General features: G+C 65.0%; 25 protein-coding genes. 17 read left to right on the forward strand and 8 right to left on the reverse strand.

Features of this window, described 5'->3' with window-relative positions:
- Window positions 1-8 precede the first annotated feature (8 nt).
- On the reverse strand, window positions 9-374 hold the full coding sequence (locus I6F31_RS33780) for a nuclear transport factor 2 family protein (protein WP_036013913.1): 366 nt from the start codon (window positions 372-374) through the stop codon (window positions 9-11).
- Between the two features lie 101 nt (window positions 375-475).
- Between I6F31_RS33780 and I6F31_RS33785 the strand changes: the two genes are divergently transcribed.
- Genes I6F31_RS33785 through hemC form a run of 3 tightly spaced genes read left to right on the forward strand, consistent with a single transcriptional unit; the run spans window position 476 to window position 3751 of the window.
- Window positions 476-1066 carry a TetR/AcrR family transcriptional regulator gene (locus I6F31_RS33785; RefSeq protein ID WP_225147046.1) on the forward strand — a complete coding sequence of 197 codons (591 nt, stop codon included), beginning with the start codon at window positions 476-478 and terminating at the stop codon, window positions 1064-1066.
- Window positions 1067-1119: 53 nt separating this feature from the next.
- Window positions 1120-2745 (forward strand): choline dehydrogenase, encoded by a 1626-nt coding sequence (locus I6F31_RS33790; RefSeq protein WP_225145250.1) that lies wholly within the window; start codon window positions 1120-1122, stop codon window positions 2743-2745.
- A gap of 25 nt (window positions 2746-2770) precedes the next feature.
- Window positions 2771-3751, forward strand: coding sequence for a hydroxymethylbilane synthase (hemC, locus tag I6F31_RS33795; protein WP_225186852.1), 981 nt, complete (start codon window positions 2771-2773; stop codon window positions 3749-3751).
- 167 nt (window positions 3752-3918) lie between these two features.
- On the opposite strand, the gene hemE is transcribed toward hemC, so the two are convergent.
- Entirely contained in the window at window positions 3919-4953 is a 1035-nt protein-coding gene (gene hemE / locus I6F31_RS33800; RefSeq protein ID WP_225186853.1) for a uroporphyrinogen decarboxylase, read from the reverse strand.
- A 106-nt stretch (window positions 4954-5059) separates the two neighbouring features.
- Between hemE and I6F31_RS33805 the strand changes: the two genes are divergently transcribed.
- Together I6F31_RS33805 and I6F31_RS33810 are read left to right on the forward strand one after the other, a co-directional pair.
- Complete coding sequence (locus tag I6F31_RS33805) at window positions 5060-5275, forward strand: hypothetical protein (RefSeq protein ID WP_036013926.1); 216 nt, start codon at window positions 5060-5062, stop codon at window positions 5273-5275.
- Between the two features lie 174 nt (window positions 5276-5449).
- The gene (locus tag I6F31_RS33810) at window positions 5450-7351 is read left to right on the forward strand and encodes a diguanylate cyclase (RefSeq protein ID WP_225186854.1); all 1902 of its coding nucleotides are present in this window, start codon (window positions 5450-5452) and stop codon (window positions 7349-7351) included.
- Window positions 7352-7357: 6 nt separating this feature from the next.
- On the opposite strand, the gene I6F31_RS33815 is transcribed toward I6F31_RS33810, so the two are convergent.
- Both I6F31_RS33815 and I6F31_RS33820 read right to left on the reverse strand, forming a co-directional pair.
- On the reverse strand, window positions 7358-7576 hold the full coding sequence (locus tag I6F31_RS33815; protein ID WP_036024763.1) for a SlyX family protein: 219 nt from the start codon (window positions 7574-7576) through the stop codon (window positions 7358-7360).
- Complete coding sequence (locus tag I6F31_RS33820) at window positions 7566-8333, reverse strand: rhodanese-related sulfurtransferase (protein WP_225186855.1); 768 nt, start codon at window positions 8331-8333, stop codon at window positions 7566-7568. Before I6F31_RS33820 ends, I6F31_RS33815 begins: the two co-directional genes overlap by 11 nt.
- Window positions 8334-8529: 196 nt before the next feature.
- On the opposite strand from I6F31_RS33820, the gene ggt reads away from it, so the two are divergent.
- The 5 genes from ggt to I6F31_RS33845 all read left to right on the forward strand — a co-directional run bounded on the left by ggt (window position 8530) and on the right by I6F31_RS33845 (window position 14740).
- Window positions 8530-10116, forward strand: a complete 1587-nt coding sequence (ggt, locus tag I6F31_RS33825; protein ID WP_225112438.1) for a gamma-glutamyltransferase — start codon at window positions 8530-8532, stop codon at window positions 10114-10116.
- Between the two features lie 167 nt (window positions 10117-10283).
- Window positions 10284-10898, forward strand: a complete 615-nt coding sequence (locus tag I6F31_RS33830) for a (2Fe-2S)-binding protein (RefSeq protein WP_225158257.1) — start codon at window positions 10284-10286, stop codon at window positions 10896-10898.
- A 4-nt stretch (window positions 10899-10902) separates the two neighbouring features.
- Window positions 10903-11919 carry a xanthine dehydrogenase family protein subunit M gene (locus I6F31_RS33835; RefSeq protein WP_225186856.1) on the forward strand — a complete coding sequence of 339 codons (1017 nt, stop codon included), beginning with the start codon at window positions 10903-10905 and terminating at the stop codon, window positions 11917-11919.
- Window positions 11920-11921: 2 nt separating this feature from the next.
- Window positions 11922-14213 carry a xanthine dehydrogenase family protein molybdopterin-binding subunit gene (locus I6F31_RS33840; protein WP_225186857.1) on the forward strand — a complete coding sequence of 764 codons (2292 nt, stop codon included), beginning with the start codon at window positions 11922-11924 and terminating at the stop codon, window positions 14211-14213.
- Window positions 14214-14275: 62 nt separating this feature from the next.
- The gene (locus tag I6F31_RS33845) at window positions 14276-14740 is read left to right on the forward strand and encodes an FKBP-type peptidyl-prolyl cis-trans isomerase (RefSeq protein WP_036013901.1); all 465 of its coding nucleotides are present in this window, start codon (window positions 14276-14278) and stop codon (window positions 14738-14740) included.
- Window positions 14741-14948: 208 nt separating this feature from the next.
- Here the strand turns inward: I6F31_RS33845 and I6F31_RS33850 are convergent, their stop codons facing one another.
- Window positions 14949-15167 carry a CsbD family protein gene (locus tag I6F31_RS33850; RefSeq protein ID WP_036013900.1) on the reverse strand — a complete coding sequence of 73 codons (219 nt, stop codon included), beginning with the start codon at window positions 15165-15167 and terminating at the stop codon, window positions 14949-14951.
- Window positions 15168-15295: 128 nt separating this feature from the next.
- On the opposite strand from I6F31_RS33850, the gene I6F31_RS33855 reads away from it, so the two are divergent.
- The 3 genes from I6F31_RS33855 to I6F31_RS33865 all read left to right on the forward strand — a co-directional run bounded on the left by I6F31_RS33855 (window position 15296) and on the right by I6F31_RS33865 (window position 16895).
- The gene (locus I6F31_RS33855; protein ID WP_036024770.1) at window positions 15296-15814 is read left to right on the forward strand and encodes a cupin domain-containing protein; all 519 of its coding nucleotides are present in this window, start codon (window positions 15296-15298) and stop codon (window positions 15812-15814) included.
- Between the two features lie 129 nt (window positions 15815-15943).
- Complete coding sequence (locus I6F31_RS33860) at window positions 15944-16372, forward strand: VOC family protein (RefSeq protein ID WP_225147055.1); 429 nt, start codon at window positions 15944-15946, stop codon at window positions 16370-16372.
- A 34-nt stretch (window positions 16373-16406) separates the two neighbouring features.
- The gene (locus tag I6F31_RS33865; RefSeq protein WP_225112442.1) at window positions 16407-16895 is read left to right on the forward strand and encodes a VOC family protein; all 489 of its coding nucleotides are present in this window, start codon (window positions 16407-16409) and stop codon (window positions 16893-16895) included.
- 159 nt (window positions 16896-17054) lie between these two features.
- On the opposite strand, the gene I6F31_RS33870 is transcribed toward I6F31_RS33865, so the two are convergent.
- Together I6F31_RS33870 and I6F31_RS33875 are read right to left on the reverse strand one after the other, a co-directional pair.
- Window positions 17055-18215: a hypothetical protein gene (locus I6F31_RS33870; protein WP_225186858.1), complete on the reverse strand. Its 1161-nt coding sequence runs from the start codon at window positions 18213-18215 to the stop codon at window positions 17055-17057.
- A 2-nt stretch (window positions 18216-18217) separates the two neighbouring features.
- On the reverse strand, window positions 18218-18919 hold the full coding sequence (locus tag I6F31_RS33875; protein ID WP_192893324.1) for a FecR domain-containing protein: 702 nt from the start codon (window positions 18917-18919) through the stop codon (window positions 18218-18220).
- Between the two features lie 191 nt (window positions 18920-19110).
- On the opposite strand from I6F31_RS33875, the gene I6F31_RS33880 reads away from it, so the two are divergent.
- Complete coding sequence (locus I6F31_RS33880; RefSeq protein WP_225148778.1) at window positions 19111-20400, forward strand: phospholipid carrier-dependent glycosyltransferase; 1290 nt, start codon at window positions 19111-19113, stop codon at window positions 20398-20400.
- Window positions 20401-20455: 55 nt separating this feature from the next.
- On the opposite strand, the gene I6F31_RS33885 is transcribed toward I6F31_RS33880, so the two are convergent.
- Window positions 20456-21097 (reverse strand): OmpA family protein, encoded by a 642-nt coding sequence (locus I6F31_RS33885; protein WP_225115083.1) that lies wholly within the window; start codon window positions 21095-21097, stop codon window positions 20456-20458.
- Window positions 21098-21470: 373 nt separating this feature from the next.
- Here I6F31_RS33885 and I6F31_RS33890 point away from each other — a divergent pair, with 373 nt between their 5' ends.
- The 3 genes from I6F31_RS33890 (at window position 21471) to I6F31_RS33900 (ending at window position 23347) form a co-directional block, all read left to right on the forward strand.
- Window positions 21471-21707, forward strand: coding sequence for a hypothetical protein (locus tag I6F31_RS33890; RefSeq protein WP_036013890.1), 237 nt, complete (start codon window positions 21471-21473; stop codon window positions 21705-21707).
- Window positions 21708-21826: 119 nt separating this feature from the next.
- Window positions 21827-22075, forward strand: coding sequence for a hypothetical protein (locus tag I6F31_RS33895; protein WP_036035285.1), 249 nt, complete (start codon window positions 21827-21829; stop codon window positions 22073-22075).
- A 111-nt stretch (window positions 22076-22186) separates the two neighbouring features.
- Window positions 22187-23347, forward strand: coding sequence for a crosslink repair DNA glycosylase YcaQ family protein (locus I6F31_RS33900; protein ID WP_225186859.1), 1161 nt, complete (start codon window positions 22187-22189; stop codon window positions 23345-23347).
- Window positions 23348-23365: the final 18 nt, after the last annotated feature.

Below are 23365 nucleotides of genomic sequence, written 5' to 3' on the forward strand. Positions count from 1 at the left end.
AATCCCGCTCAGCGTCCGAGTTGCTTCGGATCGTAGAAGAAGCGCTCCTCGATGATCTCATTGCCTCGCCAGGTCTGCCATGCGATCTCCTCCAGCGTCCGCGTCGCGCCCTCGGCGTCGGTGAAGGAGAACTTCCAGCGGCTGGCGACGACGTCGCCATCGATCAGGCTCGGGCCGAGGCGCACGGCAGTGACCTCCTTGAACGCCGCCAGCACGCCGCGCTCCTTATCCGCGAGCTTGTCGCGCCCGACCACCGGCGCGGCGAGATTCTCATAGGTCGCGGTATCAGCGGTGTAGTAGTCGAGGATCGCGCCGACGAAGTCGCCATCCTCCAGCCGCTTCGCAAAGGCTTCCACGATCTCACGGCTCGGCATGGTGACCTCACAATTTAAAACCGACTAATAGTCGGTAATTACCGACCGATAGTCGAAAAGTCAACTGGCCGGCTCTCGCGAATTCGACTAGACGAGAGCTTATGGCCAAACAGGCGGAGCGGCGGGCGGCGACATCGGAGGCGATCCTGACGGCGGCGCGGCGCCTGTTCGGGACGCAAGGCTTTGCCGCGACCACTATGGACGACATTGCCGAAGGCGCTTCGGTGGCCAAAGGCGCGGTCTATCATCACTTCAAGACCAAGGAGGCGGTGTTTGAGGCTGTGTTCGACCAGGTGTCGCGCGACCTCGTTGCCGAGATCGACCGCACGGCACGCGCCGAGAAGGACGTACTCGCCGCCATGGTCGCCGGCACCCAGCATTACTTTGCCGCGACCGCGAAGGGGCCGACCGGCCAGATCATTCTGCGTGACGGCCCCGCCGTGCTCGGCTGGGAGCGCTGGCGCGAGATCGACGCGCAGCACTTTGGCGGCAAGATGCCGCGCGCGCTCTCCGCCGCGATGGAGGTCGGCCTGATCGCGCGTCAGCCGGTCGAGCCGCTGGCGCGCCTCCTGCTCGGCGCGGTGACGGAAGCCGCAGTCGCCTGCGCTGGTCGCGCTGACATCGCAAGGGCGGGCGCGGAATATGCCCGTGCGTTCAAGTCGCTGGTGGAAGCGCTGCGTCTGCCCGCATGATTGTGGTAGTGACGAACCGGAAACGCCCACGCCAACAAGAAGAACAGTAGCGCATGAACGCAACTTCCTCTCTCGCACCCACCGATCCCGAATTCGACTACATCATCGTCGGCGCCGGCTCCGCCGGCTGCGTGCTCGCCAACAGGCTCTCGGCGAACGGCAAGCACAGCGTGCTGCTGCTCGAGGCCGGCCCGAAGGATTCCAACATCTGGATCCACGTCCCGCTCGGCTACGGCAAGCTGTTCAAGGAGAAGAGCGTCAACTGGATGTACCAGACCGAGCCGGAGCCGGAGCTGAAGGGTCGCCAGGTGTTCCAGCCGCGCGGCAAGACGCTGGGCGGATCGAGCTCGATCAACGGCCTGCTCTATGTCCGCGGCCAGCACGAGGACTACGACCGCTGGCGCCAGCTCGGCAACGCCGGCTGGGGCTATGACGACGTGCTGCCCTATTTCAAGAAGGCCGAGAACCAGTCGCGCGGCGCCGACCAGTATCACGGCACGGGCGGGCCGCTGCCGGTGTCCAACATGATCGTGACCGATCCGCTGTCGAAGGCCTTCATCGACGCTGCCGTCGAGAGCGGTCTGCCCTACAATCCTGATTTCAACGGCGCGACCCAAGAAGGCGTCGGCCTGTTTCAGACCACGACGCGCAACGGCCGGCGCGCCTCGACGTCGGTGGCCTATCTCGGTCCCGCGAAGGCGCGCAGCAATCTGAAGATCGAGACCTCCGCCCACGCTCAGCGCATCCTGTTCGAAGGGCGCCGAGCCGCAGGCGTCGAATACCGGCAAGGCGCCACCTTGCGCCGCGCCCGCGCGCGGCGGGAAGTCGTCGTGTCGAGCGGCGCCTACAACTCGCCGCAGCTGCTTCAGCTCTCCGGCGTCGGGCCCGGCGATCTCCTGCGCAAGCATGGCATCGAGGTGGTGCTCGATGCTGCCGGCGTGGGGCATGATCTGCAGGATCACATGCAGGTCCGCATCGTCATGCGCTGCTCGCAGAAGATCACGCTCAACGACACCATCAATCATCCGCTTCGCCGCACGATGGCCGGCGCACGCTATGCGCTGTTTCGCAAGGGATGGCTGACGATCGCAGCGGGCACGGCGGGCGCCTTCTTCAAGACCAGTCCGCGCCTCGCCTCGCCCGACATCCAGGTTCATTTCCTGCCGTTCTCGACCGACAAGATGGGCGAGAAGCTGCACGATTTCTCCGGCTTCACCGCTTCGGTTTGCCAGCTCCGTCCTGAAAGTCGCGGTTCCCTCCGCATCAAGAGTGCCGACCCGGCCGTGCCGCCGGAAATCCGCATCAACTACATGTCGACCGAGACCGATCGCACCACCAACGTCGAGGGCATCAAGATCTTGCGCAAGATCCTGAACGCTCCGGCGCTGAAACCGTTCGTGGTCAGCGAGTACGACCCCGGCGCGAAAGTATCTTCGGATGCCGAGATCCTGGATTATTGCCGCGAACGCGGCAGCACCATCTATCATCCAACCTCGACCTGTCGTATGGGCAATGACGCGCTCGCGGTGGTCGATCAGCGGCTGAAGGTGAGGGGGCTCGACGGCCTTCGCGTCGTCGACGGCTCGATCATGCCCGATCTGGTGTCAGGGAACACCAATGCGCCGATCATCATGATCGCCGAAAAGGCCTCCGACATGATATTGGAGGATGCGCGTTAAATTCGCGCTTTGAAAGGATTTGGACTTGGCTACGCGACTGAAGATCGGCACACGCAAGAGCGCCATGGCGCTGGCACAGACGGAAGAGATTGCGCGCCGCCTGACCGCCGCCGTGCCCGGTCTCGACGTCGAGATCGTCAAATTCGATACCACGGGCGATCTCGACCAGACCAGCAAGCTGCTGCCGCATGGCGGCAAAGGCGGCGCCTTCGTGGCGCAGATCCGCGCCGCCGTGCTGTCGGGTGAGCTCCAGGCGGCGATGCATTCGTTAAAGGACATGCCTGGTAACGAGGACACGCCGGGTCTCGTCATCGGTGCCACGCTGTCGCGCGATCCGCCTGGTGATGCGCTGGTGCTGCGCGAGGGTGTGACGCTGCAGGCGCTGCGGCAGTCCCGCGGCAAGGGTTTCAAGATCGGCACCAACGCGGTGCGTCGCGCAGCCTATGCGCGGCGGCTGTTCCCTGATGTCGAGGTGATCCACTTCCGCGGCGCCGCCGACACGCGTGTGCGCAAGCTCGACAATGGCGAGAAACAGCGCCTGCCGGATGGCGGCGCTGTGGGGCCTGCGGATGCGCTGATCATGGCGCGCTCGGGCCTCGATCGCGTCGGCCTGTCCCATCGCATCGCCTACGAATTCACAGCAGTGGAGATGTTGCCCGCGGCAGGGCAGGGCATCGTCGCGGTCGAATGCGCCGCGCAGGATTGGCAGACGCGACAGATCCTGTCGTCGATCGACGACGCCGCTGCGCACGCCTCCGCCGACGCCGAGCGCGAGGTGCTGTGGGTGCTGAACGGCCATTGCAATTCACCGGTGGCGGGCTTTTCGACCATCACGGGCGATCGGATGTCGCTCACCGCATCGGTGCTCGACCTCTCCGGCAACACCATCATCGAGGCCTCGCGCACCGGGCCCGCCAATCGTCCGCGCGAGCTCGGCCGGGCGGTGGGATTGGATCTGCTGTCCAAGGGTGCGGCTGATATCATCGAGCGCAGCCGGCCGCGGTAAGGCTGCCGAAATCACGATCTGCGATGATGCCATTCTGCGCCTGTTTTGCCCGACGAGTCAAAACACACAGGCGAGTCACGCCAGTCCAAGCTTTTCAATGACTTGGCTACTGTGCATGGGGTTGTTTTCGTAACTTTGTTTTGCCGCGCCCGAAGCGGCGAAACAAATCAGCCGCGCACGCGCCGGATCATCTGCTCGACATGAGCGATCGGCGTTTCTGGCTGGATGCCGTGCCCGAGGTTGAAGATCAGCCGTCCGGCGGCAAAATTGGCCAGCACGTCGTCGACCGAGCGGTCGAGCGCCGCGCCGCCCGTGATCAGCACCAGTGGATCGAGATTGCCCTGCACCGCGACCTTGCTCTGCACCCGCTCGCGGATGAAGGCGGGCTCCGCGGTCCAGTCGATGCTGACGGCATTGACGCCGGTCGCTTCGACATAGCCGGGCAGTTGCGCGCCCGCACCGCGCGGGAAGCCGATGATCTTCGCGTCCGGCACTTTGGCCCTTACGCCCTCGACGATGCGCCGCGTCGGCTCGACCGACCAGCGCGCGAACTCGGTCGGCGGCAGCACGCCGGCCCAGGTGTCGAAGATCTGCAACGCGTCGGCCCCGGCGTCGAGCTGTGCCAGCAGATACTGAATCGAGTTGTCGACCAGGACGTCGATGATCTGCGAGAAGGCTTCCGGATGCCGATAGGCCATCATCCGGGCCGGCGCCTGGTCCGGCGTGCCGTGGCCCGCGACCATGTAGGTCGCCACCGTCCACGGCGCGCCGCAGAAGCCGATCAGCGCGGTCCTGGGATCGAGCGCGCCGCGCACGATCTTCAACGCGTCGAACACCGGCTCGAGCTTGCCGAAATCTGCGTGCGGCGCCAGCGTCGCCACCTTGGCCGGATCGTCCAGCGGCTCGAGCCGCGGGCCCTCGCCGACCTCGAACCGCACCGAACGTCCGAGCGCATAGGGGATCACCAGGATGTCGGAGAAGATGATCGCCGCATCGAAACCGAACCTTCGGATCGGCTGCAGCGTCACCTCGGCGGCAAGCTCCGGGTTGAAACAGAGATTGAGGAAGCCGCCCGCCTTGGCGCGCACCTCGCGATATTCCGGCAGGTAGCGCCCGGCCTGGCGCATCATCCACATGGGCGGGACAGCTTGGTGCTGGCCGGAGAGGACGTCGATGAATGGTTTCGTCGAAGACTGGGGCACGAATGGTCCTGAAGCAGGTTGTGCTTCCTGATACACCGCCGCGGCCCGCAGCGGAACAGGGGAACCTGGATGATCGGGCCGCGTTGACCAGCCAATGGAGGAGATCATGGCTGAGACATTCAATCCCGCGCCGCACGACAAGCACGCCGAAGACCTGCGCGAGGCGCTCGCTGCCGATCGGCAGTCCAAGCTCGACGACGGGCTGAGGGACACGTTCCCAGCGTCCGATCCCGTGAGCGTGGCGCAGCCGACGCCCTCGAAGGCCGACGCCGATGCCGAGCATCCTTCGCTCTGGGCCAAGGTCAAGGCCATCTTCAGCTAGCGGCGGCGGGCGCCGGATTCCGATCGGCCCGCTAATGTCTTGTTAGCGATGCACCGATCGCCGCGTCCGTAAGACTACTGGAAAGGGCGGAAACCGCCGCGTAGTCCGGTAGCGATTTCAGAATTAAATAACAGAAGCGGCAGAGGTTTCCGAACGATCGGAGAACCCTGCCACATGAGCGCTACCCAACGAGCCGGATGGAGCCGCCTGCCGCTGCGCGCGGCGGCCTTCGTGGCGCTGACCTGCGCGACGATCCTCGGCGTCAGCGGTTGGCGTGAATGGACGGCACGCGATGCGGTGCTCAAGGCCGCCGAGATGGAGATGGCGAACGTGGCCCGTTCGCTGACCCAGCATGCCGAAGACAGCCTCGATCTCCTGGATTCCGGTGTCGTCGGCGTGGTCAGCCGGTTGGAGATGGACGGCACCGCACCGGTCACGATCGCGAAGCTGCGCACCTTGCTGGATGTGCGCAAGAAGGCGATCGCGCGCATTCACAGCCTCGCCATCATCGACGATCAGGGCAACTGGCTGACCTCACCCGGTACGATCGGCACGACCTTCAGCGACGATGCCTTCTTCCGACATCACCAGCTCTCGCCGAAGCGCGAGGCCCATGTCGGCCGTCCCGTGAAGAGCCTGCTGGACGGCGAATGGGTCGTCACCCTGTCACGCCGCTTCAGCAAGCAGGACGGCAGCTTCGGCGGCGTGGTGCTCGCGACCATCAGCTCGAACTATCTGTCGCACTTCTACAAGCAGTTCGAGATCGGCCGCAACAGCTCCGTGTCACTGGCGCATGGCGACGGACTGATCGTCGCGCGCAATCCCAGCAACGAGACATTCGTCGGGCGCAGCGTCGCCGACAAGCCGTTGTTCCGCGAGCCGAGCCTGCAACGGCCGAGCGGCGCCCATCATTTCACCTCGTCGCTGGACGGTGTCGAACGCGTCAGCTTCTTCAATCGCAGCGGTCGGTTCCCGCTCCTCCTGCTCGCCACCGTCGACAAGGACGAGCTGCTCGCGCCGTGGCGCGCGGCGGCGATCTCCCGCATGCTCTACGTGTTCGCGCTGGTGATGCTGATCGCAGTCATCGGCGGCGTGCTGGTGCGGCAGTTGCAGCGCGGCCAGCGCATGGCTGTCGCGCTGACCGAGACGGAGGCGCATTTCCGCCTGCTCGCCGAAGGCTCCAGCGACATGGTGACGCGGATCGGCCTCGATGAGCGACTGCGTTATGTCTCGCCCTCGTCGGTCCGCATCGTCGGCTGGCGTCCCAATCAACTGGTCGGTTCGCCGGCCCTCGCGGGTATCAATCCGGAGGACCTGCCGGAAGTCCAGGCGATCGTCGACGCGATGAAGCGCGGTGAGAAGGAGGAGGCGCGTCTCACCTACCGCAACTCGCATCGGCAGAACGGCGAGATCTGGCTCGAATCGACCATGCGGGTGACGCGCAAGGACAATGGCCAGGTCGATGGCGTGGTCGCGATCTCCCGCGACATCACCGAGCACAAGAGGCTGGAAACCAGGCTCGAGACGCTGGCGATCGAGGACAGCCTCACCGGCCTTGCCAATCGCCGCCGCTTCGACGAGCGCCTGAAGGAGGAATGGGCGCGTGCCTATCGCGACCGCTCCAGCCTTGCTTTGCTGATGATCGATGTCGACCACTTCAAGGCCTACAACGACGAATATGGCCATCCCGCGGGCGATGCCTGCCTGCGCCTGATCGCCAAGATCATCGCGGCCGAAGCGCAGCGCGCCGGCGATCTGGCGGCGCGTTACGGCGGTGAGGAATTCGCCATGCTGCTGCCGAACATCGATGCCGCCGGCTGCGCCCGGATCGGCGAACGGATCCGCAACGCCATTCACGAGGCCGGCCTCGCGCATGGCAGCAATGAGGCGGCTGGATGCGTCACCGCTTCGCTTGGCGGCGCAGCCTGCCGGCCGGCGTTCGAACGAACCGCGGGGGTCGCTGCGCTGGTCGAAGCTGCCGACCGGGCGCTCTATGCCGCCAAGGCCGCAGGCCGCAACCGCCTGGCAATGTCCGGCGAGGTCATGGATCTGCTGCCCAAGGCGTCCGGCCAGTAACACCGTTCAATAGTGCGGCGGAGGCTCGTTGGCAGGCCCTGGCGCATTTGCCTCGGCGTCCTGCAGCCGAGCATTGAGCTCGGTGATCTGCCGCGTCAGCCTGTCGATCTGCTTCCACTGCGCGGTGATGGTCTGGTTCAACGTCTCGATCGTATCGTCCTGATAGGCGAGGCGCGTCTCCAGCGTGTCGATGCGCTCGCTCAGCGTCTTGATCTCATTCGTCACGCGTTACGTCCTTGTTTCGCTCGCGCAAGCCGTGGCCGAGCGCCACGCGCTCGTCGAACACGAAGCATTCGCCGCGCCAGCGGCTCTCCGCCTCCGGCACCTCTTCCAGATATCTCAGGATGCCGCCCTTGAGGTGATAGACCTCGCCAAAGCCGCGCGCGAGCAGATGCGCGCTCGCCTTCTCGCAGCGGATGCCGCCGGTGCAGAACATCGCGATCCTGCGGTGCCGTGCCGGATCGAGCTGCTCGGCGGCAAAGTCCTTGAACTGGCCGAAGCTCTTGATGCCGGGATCGAGCGCGCCCTCGAACGTGCCCATCGCGACCTCGAAGGCGTTGCGGGTGTCGAGCACGAGGGTATCGGGTGCTGCGATCAGCGCGTTCCATTCGTGCGGATCGACATAGGTGCCGACCTGACGCGTCGGATCGGCGGCCGCATCGCCCAGCGTGACGATTTCCTTCTTCAGCCGCACCTTCAGCCGTCCGAACGGCATCGCCTCCGCGGCGGAGAATTTCAATTCGAGATTGTCGAGCCTGCCGCCGAACATGTCGCCGCGTGCGAGCTCGTGAGCGAAAGCCTCGATCGCCTCCGGTGCGCCGGCGACCGTGCCGTTGATGCCCTCCTGCGCCAGCAACACGCTGCCCTTCAGCCCAAGACCGGCGCAGCAGGCGCGCAGCGGCTCGCGCAGCTCGCGGTAATCCGGGAGGGCGACGAATTGATAGAAGGCGCAGACCTTGTAAGGCGTATTGCTGGACGTCATGGCCGCTCGTTTAGCAGGCGGCCCGCGCCCGGAAAACCCGCATCGCAAAAGCTTGCAAAAGGTCCATACGCCCAGCGGATGGCAGCCATTTTCCTGGTATGCCAGCATTGCCCCGCGGGGCGGGAATGTGTCATGTAGACGCGGTTTTCGAGATGGCGCGCCAACCGCGCCGACGGCCAAGAGAGCAAGACATTCGATGAGAAACTTCCATTTCCCCGGCAGGTCCACGGTCCACGCCACCAACGCGATGGTGGCGACCTCGCATCCGCAGGCCTCGCTCGCCGCGATCGAGGTGCTGCGCGAGGGCGGCACCGCGGTGGACGCGGCGGTTGCCGGCTCGGCCCTGCTCGGCGTGATCGAGCCGCAATCGACCGGCATCGGCGGTGATTGCTTTGCGCTGATCCAGCCGCGGGGCGAGGGCAAGATCGTCGCCTATAACGGCTCCGGCCGCGCGCCAAAGGCGGCGAATGCCGACTGGTATCTCGAACGCAAGATCAATTCCGTGCCGCTCACCTCGGCGCATGCGGTCTCGATCCCTGGCGTGATCGATGCCTTCGCGACCGTGCTGCGCGATCACGGCAAGTTCGGCTTCGACCGGCTGCTCCAGCCCGCGATCAAGGCGGCCGAGGAGGGCTACGTCGTCGCGCCCCGCATTGCCTTCGATTGGAAGAACCAGTTCGAGAAGCTGAAGAACGGTACCAACACCGTGCGCTATTTGTTGCCGGGCGGCCAGCCGCCGGTCGCCGGCGACGTCATTCGCCAGGCCGAGCTCGGCAAGACGCTGCGCGCGATCGCCAGGGACGGCCGCGACGCGTTCTACAAGGGCGAGATCGCGGAGGACATGGTCGAGACCCTCAGGGGCATCGGGGGCCTGCATACGCTCGACGATTTCGCCGCGCACACGACCGAAGTGACCACGCCGATCGGCACCATGTACAAGGGCTATGACGTCTGGCAGTGCCCGCCGAACGGCCCGGGCGTCACCGCGCTCCTGATGCTCAACATCCTGTCGCGGTTCGATCTGACCAAGTACGCGCCCGTGAGCGTCGAGCGCTTCCATCTCGAAGCGGAAGCCGCGCGCATCGCCTACATGAACCGCGAGATGCATGTCGCCTCGCCTGCGCACATGAAGATCAACGTCGCCGAGATGCTCGAGAAGGGCTTTGCCGACGAGTACATCAGCAAGATCCGCCTGGACGGCATGCTCGACCTGCCGAACGTCGCGCCGCCGATGAATCCCTCGACCATCTACATCACGGTCGTGGACAAGGACCGCAACGTCTGCTCGTTCATCAATTCGGTTGCGCATTCCTTCGGCTCGGCGATTGTCTCGAACAAGACCGGTGTCCTGTTCCAGAATCGCGCCGGCGGCTTCCGCATCCAGCCGGGCCATCCCAATTGCATCGAAGGCGGCAAGCGCCCGCTGCACACGATCATGCCGGGCCTGCTCACCAAGGGCGGCCGTTCCACGATGTCGTTCGCGGTCATGGGCGGCCAGTACCAGCCGACGGGCCAGACTCATCTCCTGACCAACATCCTCGACTACGGCTGCGACGTGCAGGAGGCGATCGACATGCCGCGCGGCCTGCACTACGAGGGACAGTATCAGCTCGAGGACAGCGTGCCGGCGGCCGTCGTCGAGGGCCTGAAGAAGCTCGGCCACAAGACCACCAGCGTGGTCGGCCCGCTCGGCGGTGCCCAGGCGATCTGGATCGATTGGGACAAGGGCACGCTCACCGGCGGCTCCGATCCGCGCAAGGACGGCTGCGCGCTGGGTTATTGATCGCCGGCGCAGTTCCCCACGCGAGATCAGGAAAAGTTGACGAAGGGCGGCGCGGCATTTGCTGCGCCGCCCTTCTCTCATCCGGAACTGCGCCCATTGCTCCAGGTTAAGGGGCGATGAGCGGTGCAGGCGTGCGCTGCTTTGCAGATCAGCGGCGGAGGCCTGCCATGCCCGACAAACCAGGTTCCAGATCATCCGGATTCGACCGGCGCGCCTTCATGACCGGCGCGGCGGGCAGCGCGCTGATCCCGATCACGGCGCGCGCGGCGTCGGAGGATGCCCGGGCGCCGGCCGCGCAGGATCCGTCGCTTCCCGTCGAGGTCACGCTGCGCGTCAACGGCAAGGACAAGCGCCTGACCATCGATGCGCGCACCACGGTGCTCGATGCCTTACGCGAACATCTCAAGCTCACCGGCAGCAAGAAGGGCTGCGACCACGGCCAGTGCGGCGCCTGCACGGTGCTGATCGACGATCGCCGTGTGCTATCGTGCCTGACGCTGGCACTCGCCGCCGAGGACCAGGAGATCACGACGATCGAGGGCCTCGCCACCGACGACCGCCTGCATCCGATGCAGCAGGCCTTCATCGACAACGATGCGTTCCAGTGCGGCTATTGCACGCCCGGTCAGATCATGTCGGCGATCGCGTGCGTGAAGGAGGGCCATGCCGGCAGCGAGGCCGACATCCGCGAATACATGAGCGGCAACATCTGCCGCTGTGCCGCCTATCCCAATATCGTCGCTGCCGTGAAGCAGGCCGCGCCCGAGATCATGAAAGGCTAGGCGCATGCGACCGTTTTCGTATCAAAGGGCATCAGACCCCGACATGGCCGTGCAGGCGCTCGGCGTCGCCGCAGCTGCAAACAATCCGCTGACGAAGGCGGCGGCGCAGCCGCTTGCCGGCGGCACCACCCTGATCGATCTGATGAAGCTCGACGTGATGAGACCCACCGCGATCGTCGACATCAATCCGCTGGCCCCCGCCTGGTCGGCGATCGCGCCAGGCGGCGACGGCTTGCGCCTCGGCGCGCTCGCCAAGATGTCCGACGTCGCCGCGCACGCGGAGATCCAGCGCAACTATCCCGTGATCGCGGATTCGCTGAAGCTCGCCGCGAGCGCCCAGCTGCGCAACATGGCAACGCTCGGCGGCAACGTGATGCAGCGGACGCGCTGCAACTACTTCCGCGATGTCTCCTATGAGAACTGCAACAAGCGCAATCCAGGCTCCGGCTGTGCCGCAATGGACGGCGTCAATCGCATTCATGCGGTGCTCGGGACCTCCGATCAGTGCATCGCGACGTATCCTGGCGATTTCGCGCAGGCGCTGATCGCGCTCGATGCCATGATCGAGATCACCGGCAAGGCCGGTACGCGCAGCATGCCGTTCGCGCAGCTTCACAGGGCACCAGGCAGCACGCCCGACATCGAGACTGCGCTTCAGCCCGGCGAGCTGATCTCGGCGTTCTCGATCTCCGGCCGCTGGCCACGCTCCGTGTATCTGAAGGCCCGCGACCGGCAATCCTACGAATTCGCGCTGTCGTCAGCCGCCATCGCGCTCGACGTCCAGGACGGCACGATCCGCGACGCGCGCGTCGCGCTTGGCGGCGTCGCCACCGTGCCGTGGCGGGCGCGTGAGGCCGAGGCGCTGTTGAAGGGACAGAGGTTCGACGAAGCTCTGGCACAGCGCGTCGCCGATGCAGCTTTCGCAGACGCCCGCGGGCGCCGGCACAACAGCTTCAAGATTGCGCTCGGCAAGCGTATCGTGGCACGCGCGCTCCAGCAGGCCGTAACGATGGAGATCTGACCATGACCGCTGCAGCTCCCGGGCCAAGGACGAATATGGGGCAGCCCGTGCCGCGCTATGATGCGGCCGCAAAGGTGACGGGGCGGGCGACCTATGCCTCGGACATGCCGCTGGACAATCCGGCCTACGCATTCCTGGTCACCAGCGCCATCGCCAAGGGCCGGATCGACCGCTTCGACCTCGACGATGCCAAGCGCGTCCGCGGCGTGATCGACATCGTCACGCACGAGAACGCCCCGAAGCTGAAGGAGTCGAAACTGTACAGCAATGGCGGCTATGCCGGCACCACGATCCAGCCGTTGAAATCGGCCGAGATCGCCCATGACGGCCAGATCATCGCCGTGGTGGTGGCGGAGAGTTACGAGGCCGCGCGCGAAGCGGCCAACCGCGTCAAGGTCAGCTATAGCGCTGCTACGCCCAGCGCGACTTTCGATTCGCCGGGGACGACGACAGCCGCCGCGAAAGGACAAAACTCGCAGTTCAAGGAAGACCCGAAGGTCGGGGATTTCGCCAAGGCGTTCGACGCGGCCGAGGTCAAGCTGACCGCCTCCTACGAGACGCCGACGCAGCATCACAATCCGCTGGAGCTGTTCACGACCAGCTGCACCTGGATGGGCGACAATCTCGTCATCTACGAGGGCAGCCAGTATGTCCATGGCCTGAAGAACGGCGTGGCAGAGCAGCTCGGGATCGACGCCGACAAGGTGCGCGTGGTCAATCCCTATGTCGGCGGCGGATTCGGCTCGCGAGGTTCGATGACGCCGCGCACCGCCATCATCGCCGCCATGGCCAGGCGCCTGAACCGTCCGATTAAGCTGGTCCCGACCCGCGACCAGGGCTTCACCATTACCACTCATCGCGCCGAGACCCGTCACGAGATCAAACTTGGTGCGAGCCGCGACGGCAGGCTGGTCGCCTTGAGGCATGAGGGGGCCGAAGTCTCCTCGCGCCCCGACGCCTATTGCGTCGGCGGCACCAAGACCACGACACGCCTCTATGCCTGCCCGAACGTGGATAGTCTGGTCTCGATCGTGCGTGCCGATCGCAACACGCCGGGCTTCATGCGCTCGCCCCCCGAGGTGCCGTACCTGTTCGCGCTGGAGAGCGCGCTGGACGAGCTCGCTGTGAACCTGAACATGGATCCAGTCGAGCTTCGCCGCATCAACGACGCCGCCAGGGATCCCATCGATGGCAAGCCCTACACGTCGCGATCGCTCATGGCGTGCTTCGACGAAGCCGCCAAGGCGTTCGGCTGGTCGCAGCGCTCGCCACAGCCGAAATCGATGTCGGATGGCGACTGGTTGATCGGCTACGGCTGCGCCGCCACGTGCTATCCGACGCTGGCGGGACCGTCCGCCGCGCGCGTGCGCCTGCAGCGCGACGGCCGCACGCGCGTCGAGATCGCCGGCCATGAGATCGGGACCGGCGCCTACACCGTCATCGCCCAGACGGCTGCCGAGCGGCTCGGCGTGCCCCTTGAGAAGGTGGCGGTCTTCATGGGCGATAGCGACCTGCCGCCCGCGCCGGTTGCCGGCGGCTCCAATTCCACTGCCAGCACCTGCTCGGCCGTGATGATGGTGTGCGACCAGATCCGACAGCGCCTGTTCAAGGCGCTGATGCCCAGCGACAGCCTTGCCGACAAGGCCAAGGAGACAGTCGGCATCAGCCCGGCTCCCTCGACCCAGGCCGCCAAGGGCGATCGCTCGCTCGACATCGAGAAGGCGTTCGATGCGCTCGGCGTCGGCGTGGTCGAAGAATATGGCGAGTGGAAGCCGGAGGGCGCGCCGCTGGATTCCTTCAGGGCCATGCACAGCGGGCAGGTCCGGCTGATCGGCGGCCATCAAATGAAGGACCAGATCGCCTATGCCTTCGGCGCCGAGTTCGCCGAGGTTCGCGTCAATCGCTTCACGCACGAGATCCGCTGTCCCCGCCTGGTCGGCGCGTTCGCGGCAGGCAGGATCATGAATCCGCGCACCGCGCGCAGCCAGCTCATGGGTGGCCTGATCTGGGGCATGTCCTCGGCGCTGCTCGAGGCCACCCAGATCGACGAGCGCAATGCGCGCTACGTCAACGACAATCTTGCAGATTACCTCGTGCCCGTGAATGCAGATGTGCCCGGCGTCGAGGTGATCATGCTGTCCGAGCAGGACGATCACATCAACCCCGTCGGCGTGAAGGGCCTCGGCGAGCTTGGCAATGTCGGCACCAATGCTGCGATCTGCAATGCGGTCTACCATGCCACGGGACAGCGTATCCGCAGGCTGCCGGTTCGGCTCGAAGATATCGAGCTCTAAAGGGGGTGGAAACGGCGACCGCCTTGGGTTAGACACCTCCCGCCTCAAACGGAAGGTGTTTTATGCAGCGTTTCCAGCGCGCGCTCCTCGCCCTGATGTCGGCACTCGCGATCACCGTGATCGCCAGCGTGTCGCATTTCGTTTCCACCACGGCCTCGGCCCAGACCGCAGGAAAGACCATGACCACAGCTTCAGGCTTGCAGATCATCGACTCCACCGTCGGCACCGGCGCCTCGCCGCAGCCCGGCCAGATCTGCGTGATGCACTACACCGGCTGGCTCTATGAGAACGGTCAGAAGGGCAAGAAATTCGACAGCTCCGTCGATCGCAAGGAGCCGTTCGAATTCCCGATCGGCAAGGGCCGCGTCATCGCCGGCTGGGACGAAGGCGTTGCCTCGATGAAGGTCGGCGGCAAGCGCACGCTGATCATCCCGCCGCAGCTCGGCTATGGCGCCCGCGGTGCCGGCGGCGTGATCCCGCCGAACGCGACGCTGATGTTCGACGTGGAATTGCTCGCGGTGAAGTGACTGACGTCTCTACATCGTCATGCCCGGGCTCGTCCCGCCTGCGCGGCCGAAGCCGCTTCGGCGAGGCGAAGGCTCAGGCATCCACGATCTTCGTGCCGTGCGGTCTAGACGTGGATGGCCGGGTCAAGCCCGGCCATGACGGATGAAATCGATACAAGTAAAAAGACCGGCCTTAGGGCCGGTCTTTTCACTTTCAATCTTACGCGCGTCACTCCGCCGCGCGGCGAGCCGCAGCGGCGGCGCGATCCATCGCATCCTTCGCGGCGTCCTTGGCATCGCCCATGGCCTGCTGGCCCTTGCCCTTCACTTCCTGCACCACGCCCTCGCCTTTCATGCGATCGGATCCGGTGGCTTCACCGACGCCCTGCTTGGCCTTGCCGATCGCCTCGTTGGCGGTGCCCTTGATCTTGTCGGTCGTGCTGCCCATGAAAATCTCCTTTCGATTTGCTTGGAATGACAACGCTGGGCGGCTATGAGGGTTCCGATTTTGGCATGGCTTGCGGCTGCGGCTTTGGGTTAGTTTGCCGCGCACGGAACCAACAGAAAGCAAGTCCCATGACCGGCCCTGACCATTCGCATTCCCACCATGACCATGGTCATCATCATGATGACCGCTGGAAACATGACGGCGTGCGCGTCATTCCCGGCAATCAGCTCGATACCAACGTGCCGTCGACAGCGGGCATGGACCGTGCGGCCGCGATCAATTTCGCCCGCGTCGGCGCCCAGAAATTGTGGGCGGGCACCGTCAGCATCAAGCCGGATGCCAAGACCGGCGCGCATCACCACGGCCATCTCGAAAGCGTCATCTATGTCGTGAAGGGCAAGGCGCGCATGCGCTGGGGCGAGAGCCTGCAATTCACCGCGGAAGCCGGCCCCGGCGACTTCATTTTCGTCCCGCCCTACGTGCCGCACCAGGAGATCAACGCCAGCCCCGACGAGGTGCTGGAATGCGTGCTGGTGCGCAGCGACGGCGAGGCGGTGGCCATCAACCTCGACATTGAGCCGGTCGAGAAGCCCGAGACCGTGCTGTGGATCGACCCGGTGCACCGGGATCCCAACGAGAAGAAGTAAGTCTCTTCAGGGGCGCGGAGAGCGGCGCGACAGGGCCCCGCAGTCGGGGTCCGAAAAATTTGTCGGAAGTGATGTCGGATGGCGGCCTGGCCATCCGTCCTTGGCCAGAACCCCGCCAAGGAGCTTCCGATGCCCAAGATGATCTTCGTCAACCTGCCGGTGACCGACCTCAAGCGCGCGACTGCCTTCTATGAGGCGGTCGGCGCGGTCAAGAACCCGCAATTCAGCGACGAGACCGCGAGCTGCATGGTCTTTTCCGAGACCATCTTCGCCATGCTGCTGACCCACGACAAATTCCGCCAGTTCACGCCGAAGCCGATCGCGGACGCCAGGACCTCGAACCAAGCGTTGTTCTGCCTGTCCGCGGACAGCCGCAGCGAGGTCGATGAGATCGTTGGCAGGGCGGAGGCTGCAGGAGGCGTTGCCGATCCCAGCCCGAAGGACGAATACGGCTTCATGTACGGCCGCAGCTTCGAGGATCCGGACGGCCACATGTGGGGCGTGAACTGGATGGACCTTTCAGCCGCCCCTCTGCAGCCCGACCTGGCGAACGCCTGAGCCGAAACAGCAGACCTCAAGAGGAGCATTCACCATGTCCAAGCTCGTGCCCTGCATGTGGTTCAACGGCGATGCCGAGGACGCTGCAAAATTCTACGTCTCGCTGGTCCCGAATTCGGCGATCACACACGTTCAGCGCAACGTTTCGGACGGCCCCTCCGGCAAGGAAGGCTCCGTGCTCGTCGTCGAGTTCACCGTGGCCGGACAGAAGCTGGTCGCGCTCAATGGCGGCATGAAGATGGAATACACCCACGCCATTTCGCTGATGATTCATTGCGACGACCAGGCAGAGGTCGACAGTGTCTGGAACGCGTTCCTCGCCCATGGCGGCAAGGCGGAGCAGTGCGGCTGGCTGAGAGATCGCTGGGGCGTGGCCTGGCAGATCGTGCCAAAGGTGATGTTCGAGTTCCTGTCGAGCCCGGACAAGGCCGCAGCCGCGCGCGCGATGCACGCGATGATGAAGATGGTCAAGCTGGATGTCGAGGTGTTGCGGCGCGCGTTCGAGGGCAAGTCGGCGGCGTGAGGGCAGGTCGCTATCGCCACATACTCACTGTCATCGCCCGGCTTGACCGGGCGATCCAGTACTCCGAGACGGCAGTGATTAAACCGATGGCCGCGGCGTACTGGATGCCCCGGTCAAGCCGGGGCATGACAGCGGAATGTGAGGCGGGATTCTCGCCGGCTAATAATTGATCCGCAGCCCCACGCCGCCGTGGATCGTGTTGCCGACCGGCTGCGGGCCCAGCGTGCCGTTGGCGAAGAGGTCCACGATCCAGCCCTTCTGCACGCGGAAACCGAGGCGGCCGCCATATTCGAACCAGCCCTGGTTACCCATGGTCGGCACCACCGTGCCCTGGCCGGTCACTGTGGCGACGATGCCGCTGTGGCTGGCGAAGGACTGCACCCAGCCGCCATTGATGTTGGTCTCGATGCTGCTGCCGAACAGATGCGTCCACTGGCCGCCGATCTTGACGAGGCTGGTGCGGTCGGTGCCATCAGCGATGCTGGCGTCGAACGGATTGAACGCCACCGCGCTGTCGCGATAGCCGGAGACGCGTTGCCAGAGCTGCCAGACCTCGATCGAGGCCGCGACCTCGTCGCGCGGCGAGAGGCGGCTCATCCAGCCGGCGCGGCCGTAAACGGCGTAGTTGGACGCGTTGGTCGAGCTCGTCACGCTCACCGGCCCAAGGCTGGTGTCGTAGCTGCGCGTGTAGCGCGCCTTCTCCCATGGCGTCAGGATCGCGCCGACGTCGAAGAACGGGCGCGACGAGCCCCAGTCGGTGAAGTCGTAGCGCAGCGCGAAAGCGCCGATCGGTGCGCTCGTGATCTTGTAGCCGCCCTCGTTGTAATGTGTGTAGGCAATGCCGGCGAGCAGCGACAGATTGTTGGTCAGCTGCTTGCGGCCGTGGATGCCGGCCGAGAACGAGCCGGCCGAGCCGAACGCGCTGATGCAGTCGCCGCAATTGATCTGCTCGTTGACGCCGAGCAGCACGGTGCCGAGCACCCGGTTGGTGATCATCTGATTGAAGCGCTGATTGGCAAGGCCGCCGATCGAATTGCCGCTGGAATCCGCGCCCGTCGGTCCCGACGGCGACGGCGACGGAGCCGGGCTCGGTGAAGGCGACGGATAGGGGCTGGGCGATGGGGAGGGGGTCGGCGTGGGCGAGGGATTCGGCGACGGCGAATAGGTTGGGGACGGAGTGGGCTCTGGTTCACCGCACTCGGACCCGCACTCCGAGGCCTGTGCAGCCGCCGGGCGGGCATCGAACGTGACGAGCGCAAACGCCGCAGATGCGGCCAGCGCAGCGGCAAGGATGAGGCGCCGAACGGTGAATTTCGCCATCGTCAGCGCCCGCACAGCATGGCGTCGTCCTCGACGGCAGGCGTGATGGTCGGCGAGGCGCCGGCATACTGGTTGACTGCGCACAACCCGGCGCTCGCGGCGCAATTGGCGGCGAAGGTCCAGGGCGGCGTGTTGCTCTTGGTGATGCTCACCTTGCCGCCAGTCGAGGTGATGATGGCGGTGTCGCCGGGCTGGGTGAGTTGCACGCACTGGGCGCTCCTCGTGCAAACGCTGGCCGCGCCGTCCTGAAGCACAACGACGGAGCGCCCGCGCTGCGAGAGAATGTCGAGCGTGGTGCCGCGCACGCCGATGGTGGCGAGCGGTGTCGTGATCTTGTAGGCGGCCTTGTCGGAGCGTCCGGTGACGAAGCGGAAGGCGCCGGTGGTCATGCGGATCGCGACGTCACGATAGCTGTGCTCGTCGTTGAAGACGGTGCGGTCGAGCTTCAGCGTGGCGCTCGGCCCCAGTGATAGATTGGTGCTGTCGGCCATCACGAAACGCGCCGCGCTGTCGGCGCCGGTTCGCACGGTCTCGTCGCGCAGCATGCTGTCGCCGACATTGATCGGCGTCGTGGTCGCGGCGACGCGCACCACTTCGTTCTGAATGACGACAGCCTGGCCGACGCGCGTCTGCGCTTCGGCGCCGGATGCCGCACAGATTGCGGCCGTGAGCAGTGTGGAGAAAAGGCAAAAACGCAAATTCATTTCGCAACCGATCGATGTGTCCCTGATCGTACCGGATCGCGCGCGCTTCTGATGTGGCGGAATTATCACAAGCGGCGCAGGACCTGCGTCATGCTTAGTGACAGTTGCGGCAGAATGCGTTCAATGACGGGAAGCAGTTTATTTTTCTCCGCGGTGAAGCCAATTTGCCACGCAAGACAGCCCCACAAAAGATGCGCGAATTGCCTGCGGTTCCTGAGGTGTCGCGGAGTGCAGTGATTGCTGTCGCGATCTTCCTGATCGCGCATCTGGCGCTGTTGATCGGTGTCGTCACGCCGGAAAAATTCGTGTTCGATGAGGTGCATTACGTGCCGGCGGCGCGCCAGATGCTGACGCCCGCGATGTCGCAGCCGATGCTCAATCCGATGCATCCGCCGCTGGCCAAGGAGATGATCGCGGCATCGATCGCAACGTTCGGCGACAACGCGCTTGGATGGCGTTATCCCGCGACCTTGTTCGGCGCGCTCGCGATCGTCGCGATCTATCTGTGCGGACTCGCGTTGTTCGCCGCGCAGGGGCCGGCGATCGCCGCCGCGCTGATCGCAGCCTTCAACCAGATGCTGTACGTCCAGGCGCGCATCGCGATGCTCGATGTCTTTGCGCTCGGCTTCGGCCTGCTCGCCACCGCCGCCTTCATGCATGGGTTTCGCAGAGAGCGGCCGCAAGCGCTGTTCGCGGTGGCGGGCAGCCTGTTCGGCCTTGCGGCCGCGTGTAAATGGAGCGGCCTGTTCCCGCTCGGCGTCTGCATCGTCATTGTTGCGGTGATCCGCCTGATGCAGGGCTGGCACACGCTGTTCGCCGACGCGAAGCCGGACGACTGGTATCGGCCGGAGCTTTGGCCCGGCCTGAAGCTGCATCATGTCGCGCTCTGCTTCGTCGTCCTGCCGGCATTGGCTTATCTTGCCGCCTTCGTTCCGCTCTACGGATTGTCGCTCCCGGACTTGATCGAGGCGCAGCGGCGGATCTTTGCCGACAACACCACGACGGCCATCGCCGGCCACACCTATATGAGCGCATGGCCGTCCTGGCCGCTGCTCGCGCGCCCGGTCTGGTTCCTGTTCGACAAGACCGCGGAGGACCACATCGCCGCGATCGTCTTCCTCGGCAATCCGCTCGTGCTGTGGCCGGCTCTGCCTGCACTCGCCATGGTGCTGCGCGATTTCATCGTGGCGCGGCGCTGGGATGCATTCCTGATCGCCACATTCTATTTCGGTCCCTGGCTCGCCTGGGCGTTGCTGCCGCGCACGCTGGGCTTCATCTATTACTATCTGCCGGCCGCGACCGCGGCGTCCCTGGCACTGGTCTATGTGCTGCGCCGCGAGGGTCTGCCGCGCTGGCTGTTGTGGGCTTATGTCGGCGTCGCGGCGGCCGGCTTTGCGGTGATGCTGCCGATTTCCGCGGCCTTCGTCGGCACCTCGATGGGAGGCTTCAACCGGCTGATGCTGTTCCAAAGCTGGATATGAGTTCGCCGCCCGCCGGGCTGCGGCAGGCGGCGTGTTTTACTCCAGGAGCCGAGAATCATTTCGCTGCGGTCTTGGTGTCCATGTTCACGACCTGGACCCGGCGGTTCATGGCGTCAGCGCCGTTGGCGGCATCCTTCAGCTTCGTCTCGCCGTAGCCGACGGTGACGAGATCGTTGCCGTTGAGGCCGTAATTCTGCATCAGGTACTTCTTGATGGTGTCGGCGCGCCGTTCGGAGAGACCTTGATTGTATGCTTCGCCACCGGTCGCGTCGGTGTGGCCGGCGACCACGAAGGTCGAGCCCTTCAGCGCCGGATCGGACAGCGCCTTGCCGAGCGCCTGCACCGAGGCCATCGAGGTCTTGGCGATGTCGGCCGAGTTGTAGTCGAACTGGATCTCCAGATCGATCTTCGGCTTGGTGGCAGCGAGCTCGGCGATCTGCTCGCGCTCGCCTGTCGAGAGCGACCGGGTCGAGCGGTTGCGCACGGTGTTCAGGAAGGTCGCTTCCTTGGCCTGCACGGTCGTGTCGGTCTGGGGGCCAACGGACAGGCCGCGGGTCGCCGGCTTCGGCTTCAGCGCATCGACGATCTGGCCGGCGGAGATGTTGTTGTCGCCAGCCAGCGCAAGGCCGGCCGTCATCGATAGGACGGCTGTCAGGGTGATCGCCGTCAGTCCAAAAGACTTATTGAAATGGGTCATGGTGGTATCCTCGCTGTTACGCCTGATGGCGATTTGATGCTGCGAGCGTAGGGCAGGTTCAACGGCTCTGATGTGATCTTGGTCACATTCGAACGGCGAGCCGAGGTCACTGTGCTCCGGTTCGAATCATTCGCACTTTGCTTTCGAGCCGGCCGTACTGGGTTCCGGGAAACCCGAACGTCGCAAAGGCGTCGCCTCACCGCCCGCCCGCGAACAAGAATTCGTCCAGATGTCCGCCTAACACACTTCAATCATTCGATAATTTGACGCGAGGGGAGCCGAGTTCCGTCCTGTGCCGAGGCCAAGTGACTATCAGCGCGACTATCAATTCCATCGCAGCGGCCCGCCGGATCGGACAGTGACCCTGAACGCAATGCCCATCTATATCGGTGCGGCGATGATCGCGGTGGCCATCCTGCTCTCGACACTGATCACCGGGATGACCTCCCGCTATGTCGGGCTCGAAGGGCCGACCGACGAGAACGTCTGGCTGGTCGATCGCCTCACCGGCAGTGTCTATCGCTGCCAGGCAGAAGGACGTGGCAAGGCCATCTGCGACCCGGAGGTCGCCACCGGCAGCGTCGGGGAGCGCCCAAAAGCCGCACGCTGAAAAGCGCGTATCACTGCAGCGCAGCAACGAAATTGTCTTTTCCCTGCAAACTTGTGGCTGAAGAATGGCGGTTGCGTTGGCCGGCATCAGGCCGGCTGCCTACTCGAGGAGAGAACTTGATGAAGACCCTGTTGCTCGCGACGGCATTCGCCGCACTTGCTCTGTCCCCCGCCTCTGCCGCCAAGATGGCGTGCACCAGTGCAAACATGGCAAAGCTCGTTGCCGGCATGGGCGGCGAAGACACGCCCGCCAAGATCGCGGCGAGGAAGTCGATGGCCGCGGCCAATTCCGACATGAGCAAGGGCAACATGCGTGGAGCGTGCAAGCACTATATGAGCGCCGAGAAGGCGATGGCGATGAAGAAGTAGGCTTCCGCCGATCCCACACGTCATGGCCGCGCTGCCAGCAGATGGCAGCGCGGCTTTTTCGCGTCCCTGCTTCTTTGCCTCGCGGCGAATCCCGCTACATTGCACGCTGCAATGCCCCGCACGTCCAAACCGCTTCCGCTCTCGACGACACAGGCCCGGCAGATCTGGCTGCATGCCCAGCGGCTGACCGACCGCGCCCCGTTTGGCGAAGGCGCAGAGGCCGTCTCGGCCGCCGTCGCCCATCTCGGCTATGTGCAGATCGACACCATCAACGTCATCGAGCGTTGCCATCACCACATCCTGTTCAGCCGGATCCCGTCCTATCGCCGCGCCGATCTGCGCCACGCCCAGAGTGTCGACAAGACCGTGTTCGAGTACTGGACGCACGCGCTCTCCTACGTGCCGGCGGACGACTTCCGCTTCTTCCTGCCGGCGATGCGCGAGCACCGCCGCGAGGGGCACAAATGGTTTGCCGCGGTGAAGCCGGCCGACACGCGCAAGGTGATGCGGCTGCTGCGCGGCGGGCCGCTGACGATCCGTGACATCGACGACGACGTGCTCGTCGAGAAGGAGCATCTGTGGCAGAGCCGCAAGCCCTCGAAGCGGGCGCTGCAGCTCGCCTTCTATACCGGGGCGGTCACCATCAGCGCGCGCCAGGGCATGCTCAAGACCTACGAGCTGACGACGCGTCATTTCGGCTGGGACAGGCTGCCGAAGCCGGCGCCGGCAAGCGAGATCACGGCCTATCTGCTCGACCGCGCGTTGCGCTCGCAGGGCGTGGTCAGCCTCGATTCGGTCTGCCATCTCGATGCGCCCAGCAAGAAGCCGGTCGCGCGCCTGATCGCCTCGCGCGTCCGCCGCGGCGAGCTCGTGCCCGTCGCGATCGAGGGCGCCGGTAAGCAGGAGCACTGGGCCTCGCCTGCAGCGCTTGAGCCGCATGAGGTGTCGCCCGATCTCGTCCACATCCTCTCGCCGTTCGATCCCCTGATCATCCAGCGCAAGCGCACCAACCTCATCTTCGGCTACAACCACCTGTTCGAAGCTTATGTGCCGAAAGCCAAGCGCAAGCTCGGCTATTTCGCGCTGCCCGTGCTGGTCGGAGACGAGATCGTCGCCGCGCTCGATCTCAAAACCGACCGGCAGAACAAGAAGCTGTTGATGCAGAAATGGACCTGGGTCGGGCAGGGCAGGAAGACGGCGGGCCGCAAGGAGCTGAAGCGCGTGATCGAGGAGGAGCTCGACCGTTTCGAGCGGTTTCAACTGGCGGAGTGAGGCTCCGACGGCAGTCTT

Origin of the sequence: Bradyrhizobium sp. NBAIM01 (assembly GCF_020194115.1) — a bacterium.
GTDB lineage: Bacteria > Pseudomonadota > Alphaproteobacteria > Rhizobiales > Xanthobacteraceae > Bradyrhizobium > Bradyrhizobium yuanmingense.

Coding starts and splice junctions, on each gene's coding strand:
- I6F31_RS33805 (WP_036013926.1), top strand. CDS start 5,060: ATGGCTGAGACATTCAATCCCGCGCCGCACGACAAGCACGCCGAAGAC.
- I6F31_RS33835 (WP_225186856.1), top strand. CDS start 10,903: ATGCGACCGTTTTCGTATCAAAGGGCATCAGACCCCGACATGGCCGTG.
- I6F31_RS33875 (WP_192893324.1), bottom strand. CDS start 18,919: ATGAATTTGCGTTTTTGCCTTTTCTCCACACTGCTCACGGCCGCAATC.
- I6F31_RS33855 (WP_036024770.1), top strand. CDS start 15,296: ATGACCGGCCCTGACCATTCGCATTCCCACCATGACCATGGTCATCAT.
- I6F31_RS33790 (WP_225145250.1), top strand. CDS start 1,120: ATGAACGCAACTTCCTCTCTCGCACCCACCGATCCCGAATTCGACTAC.
- I6F31_RS33820 (WP_225186855.1), bottom strand. CDS start 8,333: ATGACGTCCAGCAATACGCCTTACAAGGTCTGCGCCTTCTATCAATTC.
- I6F31_RS33880 (WP_225148778.1), top strand. CDS start 19,111: ATGCGCGAATTGCCTGCGGTTCCTGAGGTGTCGCGGAGTGCAGTGATT.
- I6F31_RS33890 (WP_036013890.1), top strand. CDS start 21,471: ATGCCCATCTATATCGGTGCGGCGATGATCGCGGTGGCCATCCTGCTC.
- I6F31_RS33900 (WP_225186859.1), top strand. CDS start 22,187: ATGCCCCGCACGTCCAAACCGCTTCCGCTCTCGACGACACAGGCCCGG.
- I6F31_RS33850 (WP_036013900.1), bottom strand. CDS start 15,167: ATGGGCAGCACGACCGACAAGATCAAGGGCACCGCCAACGAGGCGATC.
- I6F31_RS33885 (WP_225115083.1), bottom strand. CDS start 21,097: ATGACCCATTTCAATAAGTCTTTTGGACTGACGGCGATCACCCTGACA.
- I6F31_RS33810 (WP_225186854.1), top strand. CDS start 5,450: ATGAGCGCTACCCAACGAGCCGGATGGAGCCGCCTGCCGCTGCGCGCG.
- I6F31_RS33845 (WP_036013901.1), top strand. CDS start 14,276: ATGCAGCGTTTCCAGCGCGCGCTCCTCGCCCTGATGTCGGCACTCGCG.
- I6F31_RS33860 (WP_225147055.1), top strand. CDS start 15,944: ATGCCCAAGATGATCTTCGTCAACCTGCCGGTGACCGACCTCAAGCGC.
- I6F31_RS33865 (WP_225112442.1), top strand. CDS start 16,407: ATGTCCAAGCTCGTGCCCTGCATGTGGTTCAACGGCGATGCCGAGGAC.
- I6F31_RS33830 (WP_225158257.1), top strand. CDS start 10,284: ATGCCCGACAAACCAGGTTCCAGATCATCCGGATTCGACCGGCGCGCC.
- ggt (WP_225112438.1), top strand. CDS start 8,530: ATGAGAAACTTCCATTTCCCCGGCAGGTCCACGGTCCACGCCACCAAC.
- I6F31_RS33840 (WP_225186857.1), top strand. CDS start 11,922: ATGACCGCTGCAGCTCCCGGGCCAAGGACGAATATGGGGCAGCCCGTG.
- I6F31_RS33785 (WP_225147046.1), top strand. CDS start 476: ATGGCCAAACAGGCGGAGCGGCGGGCGGCGACATCGGAGGCGATCCTG.
- I6F31_RS33895 (WP_036035285.1), top strand. CDS start 21,827: ATGAAGACCCTGTTGCTCGCGACGGCATTCGCCGCACTTGCTCTGTCC.
- I6F31_RS33870 (WP_225186858.1), bottom strand. CDS start 18,215: ATGGCGAAATTCACCGTTCGGCGCCTCATCCTTGCCGCTGCGCTGGCC.
- I6F31_RS33780 (WP_036013913.1), bottom strand. CDS start 374: ATGCCGAGCCGTGAGATCGTGGAAGCCTTTGCGAAGCGGCTGGAGGAT.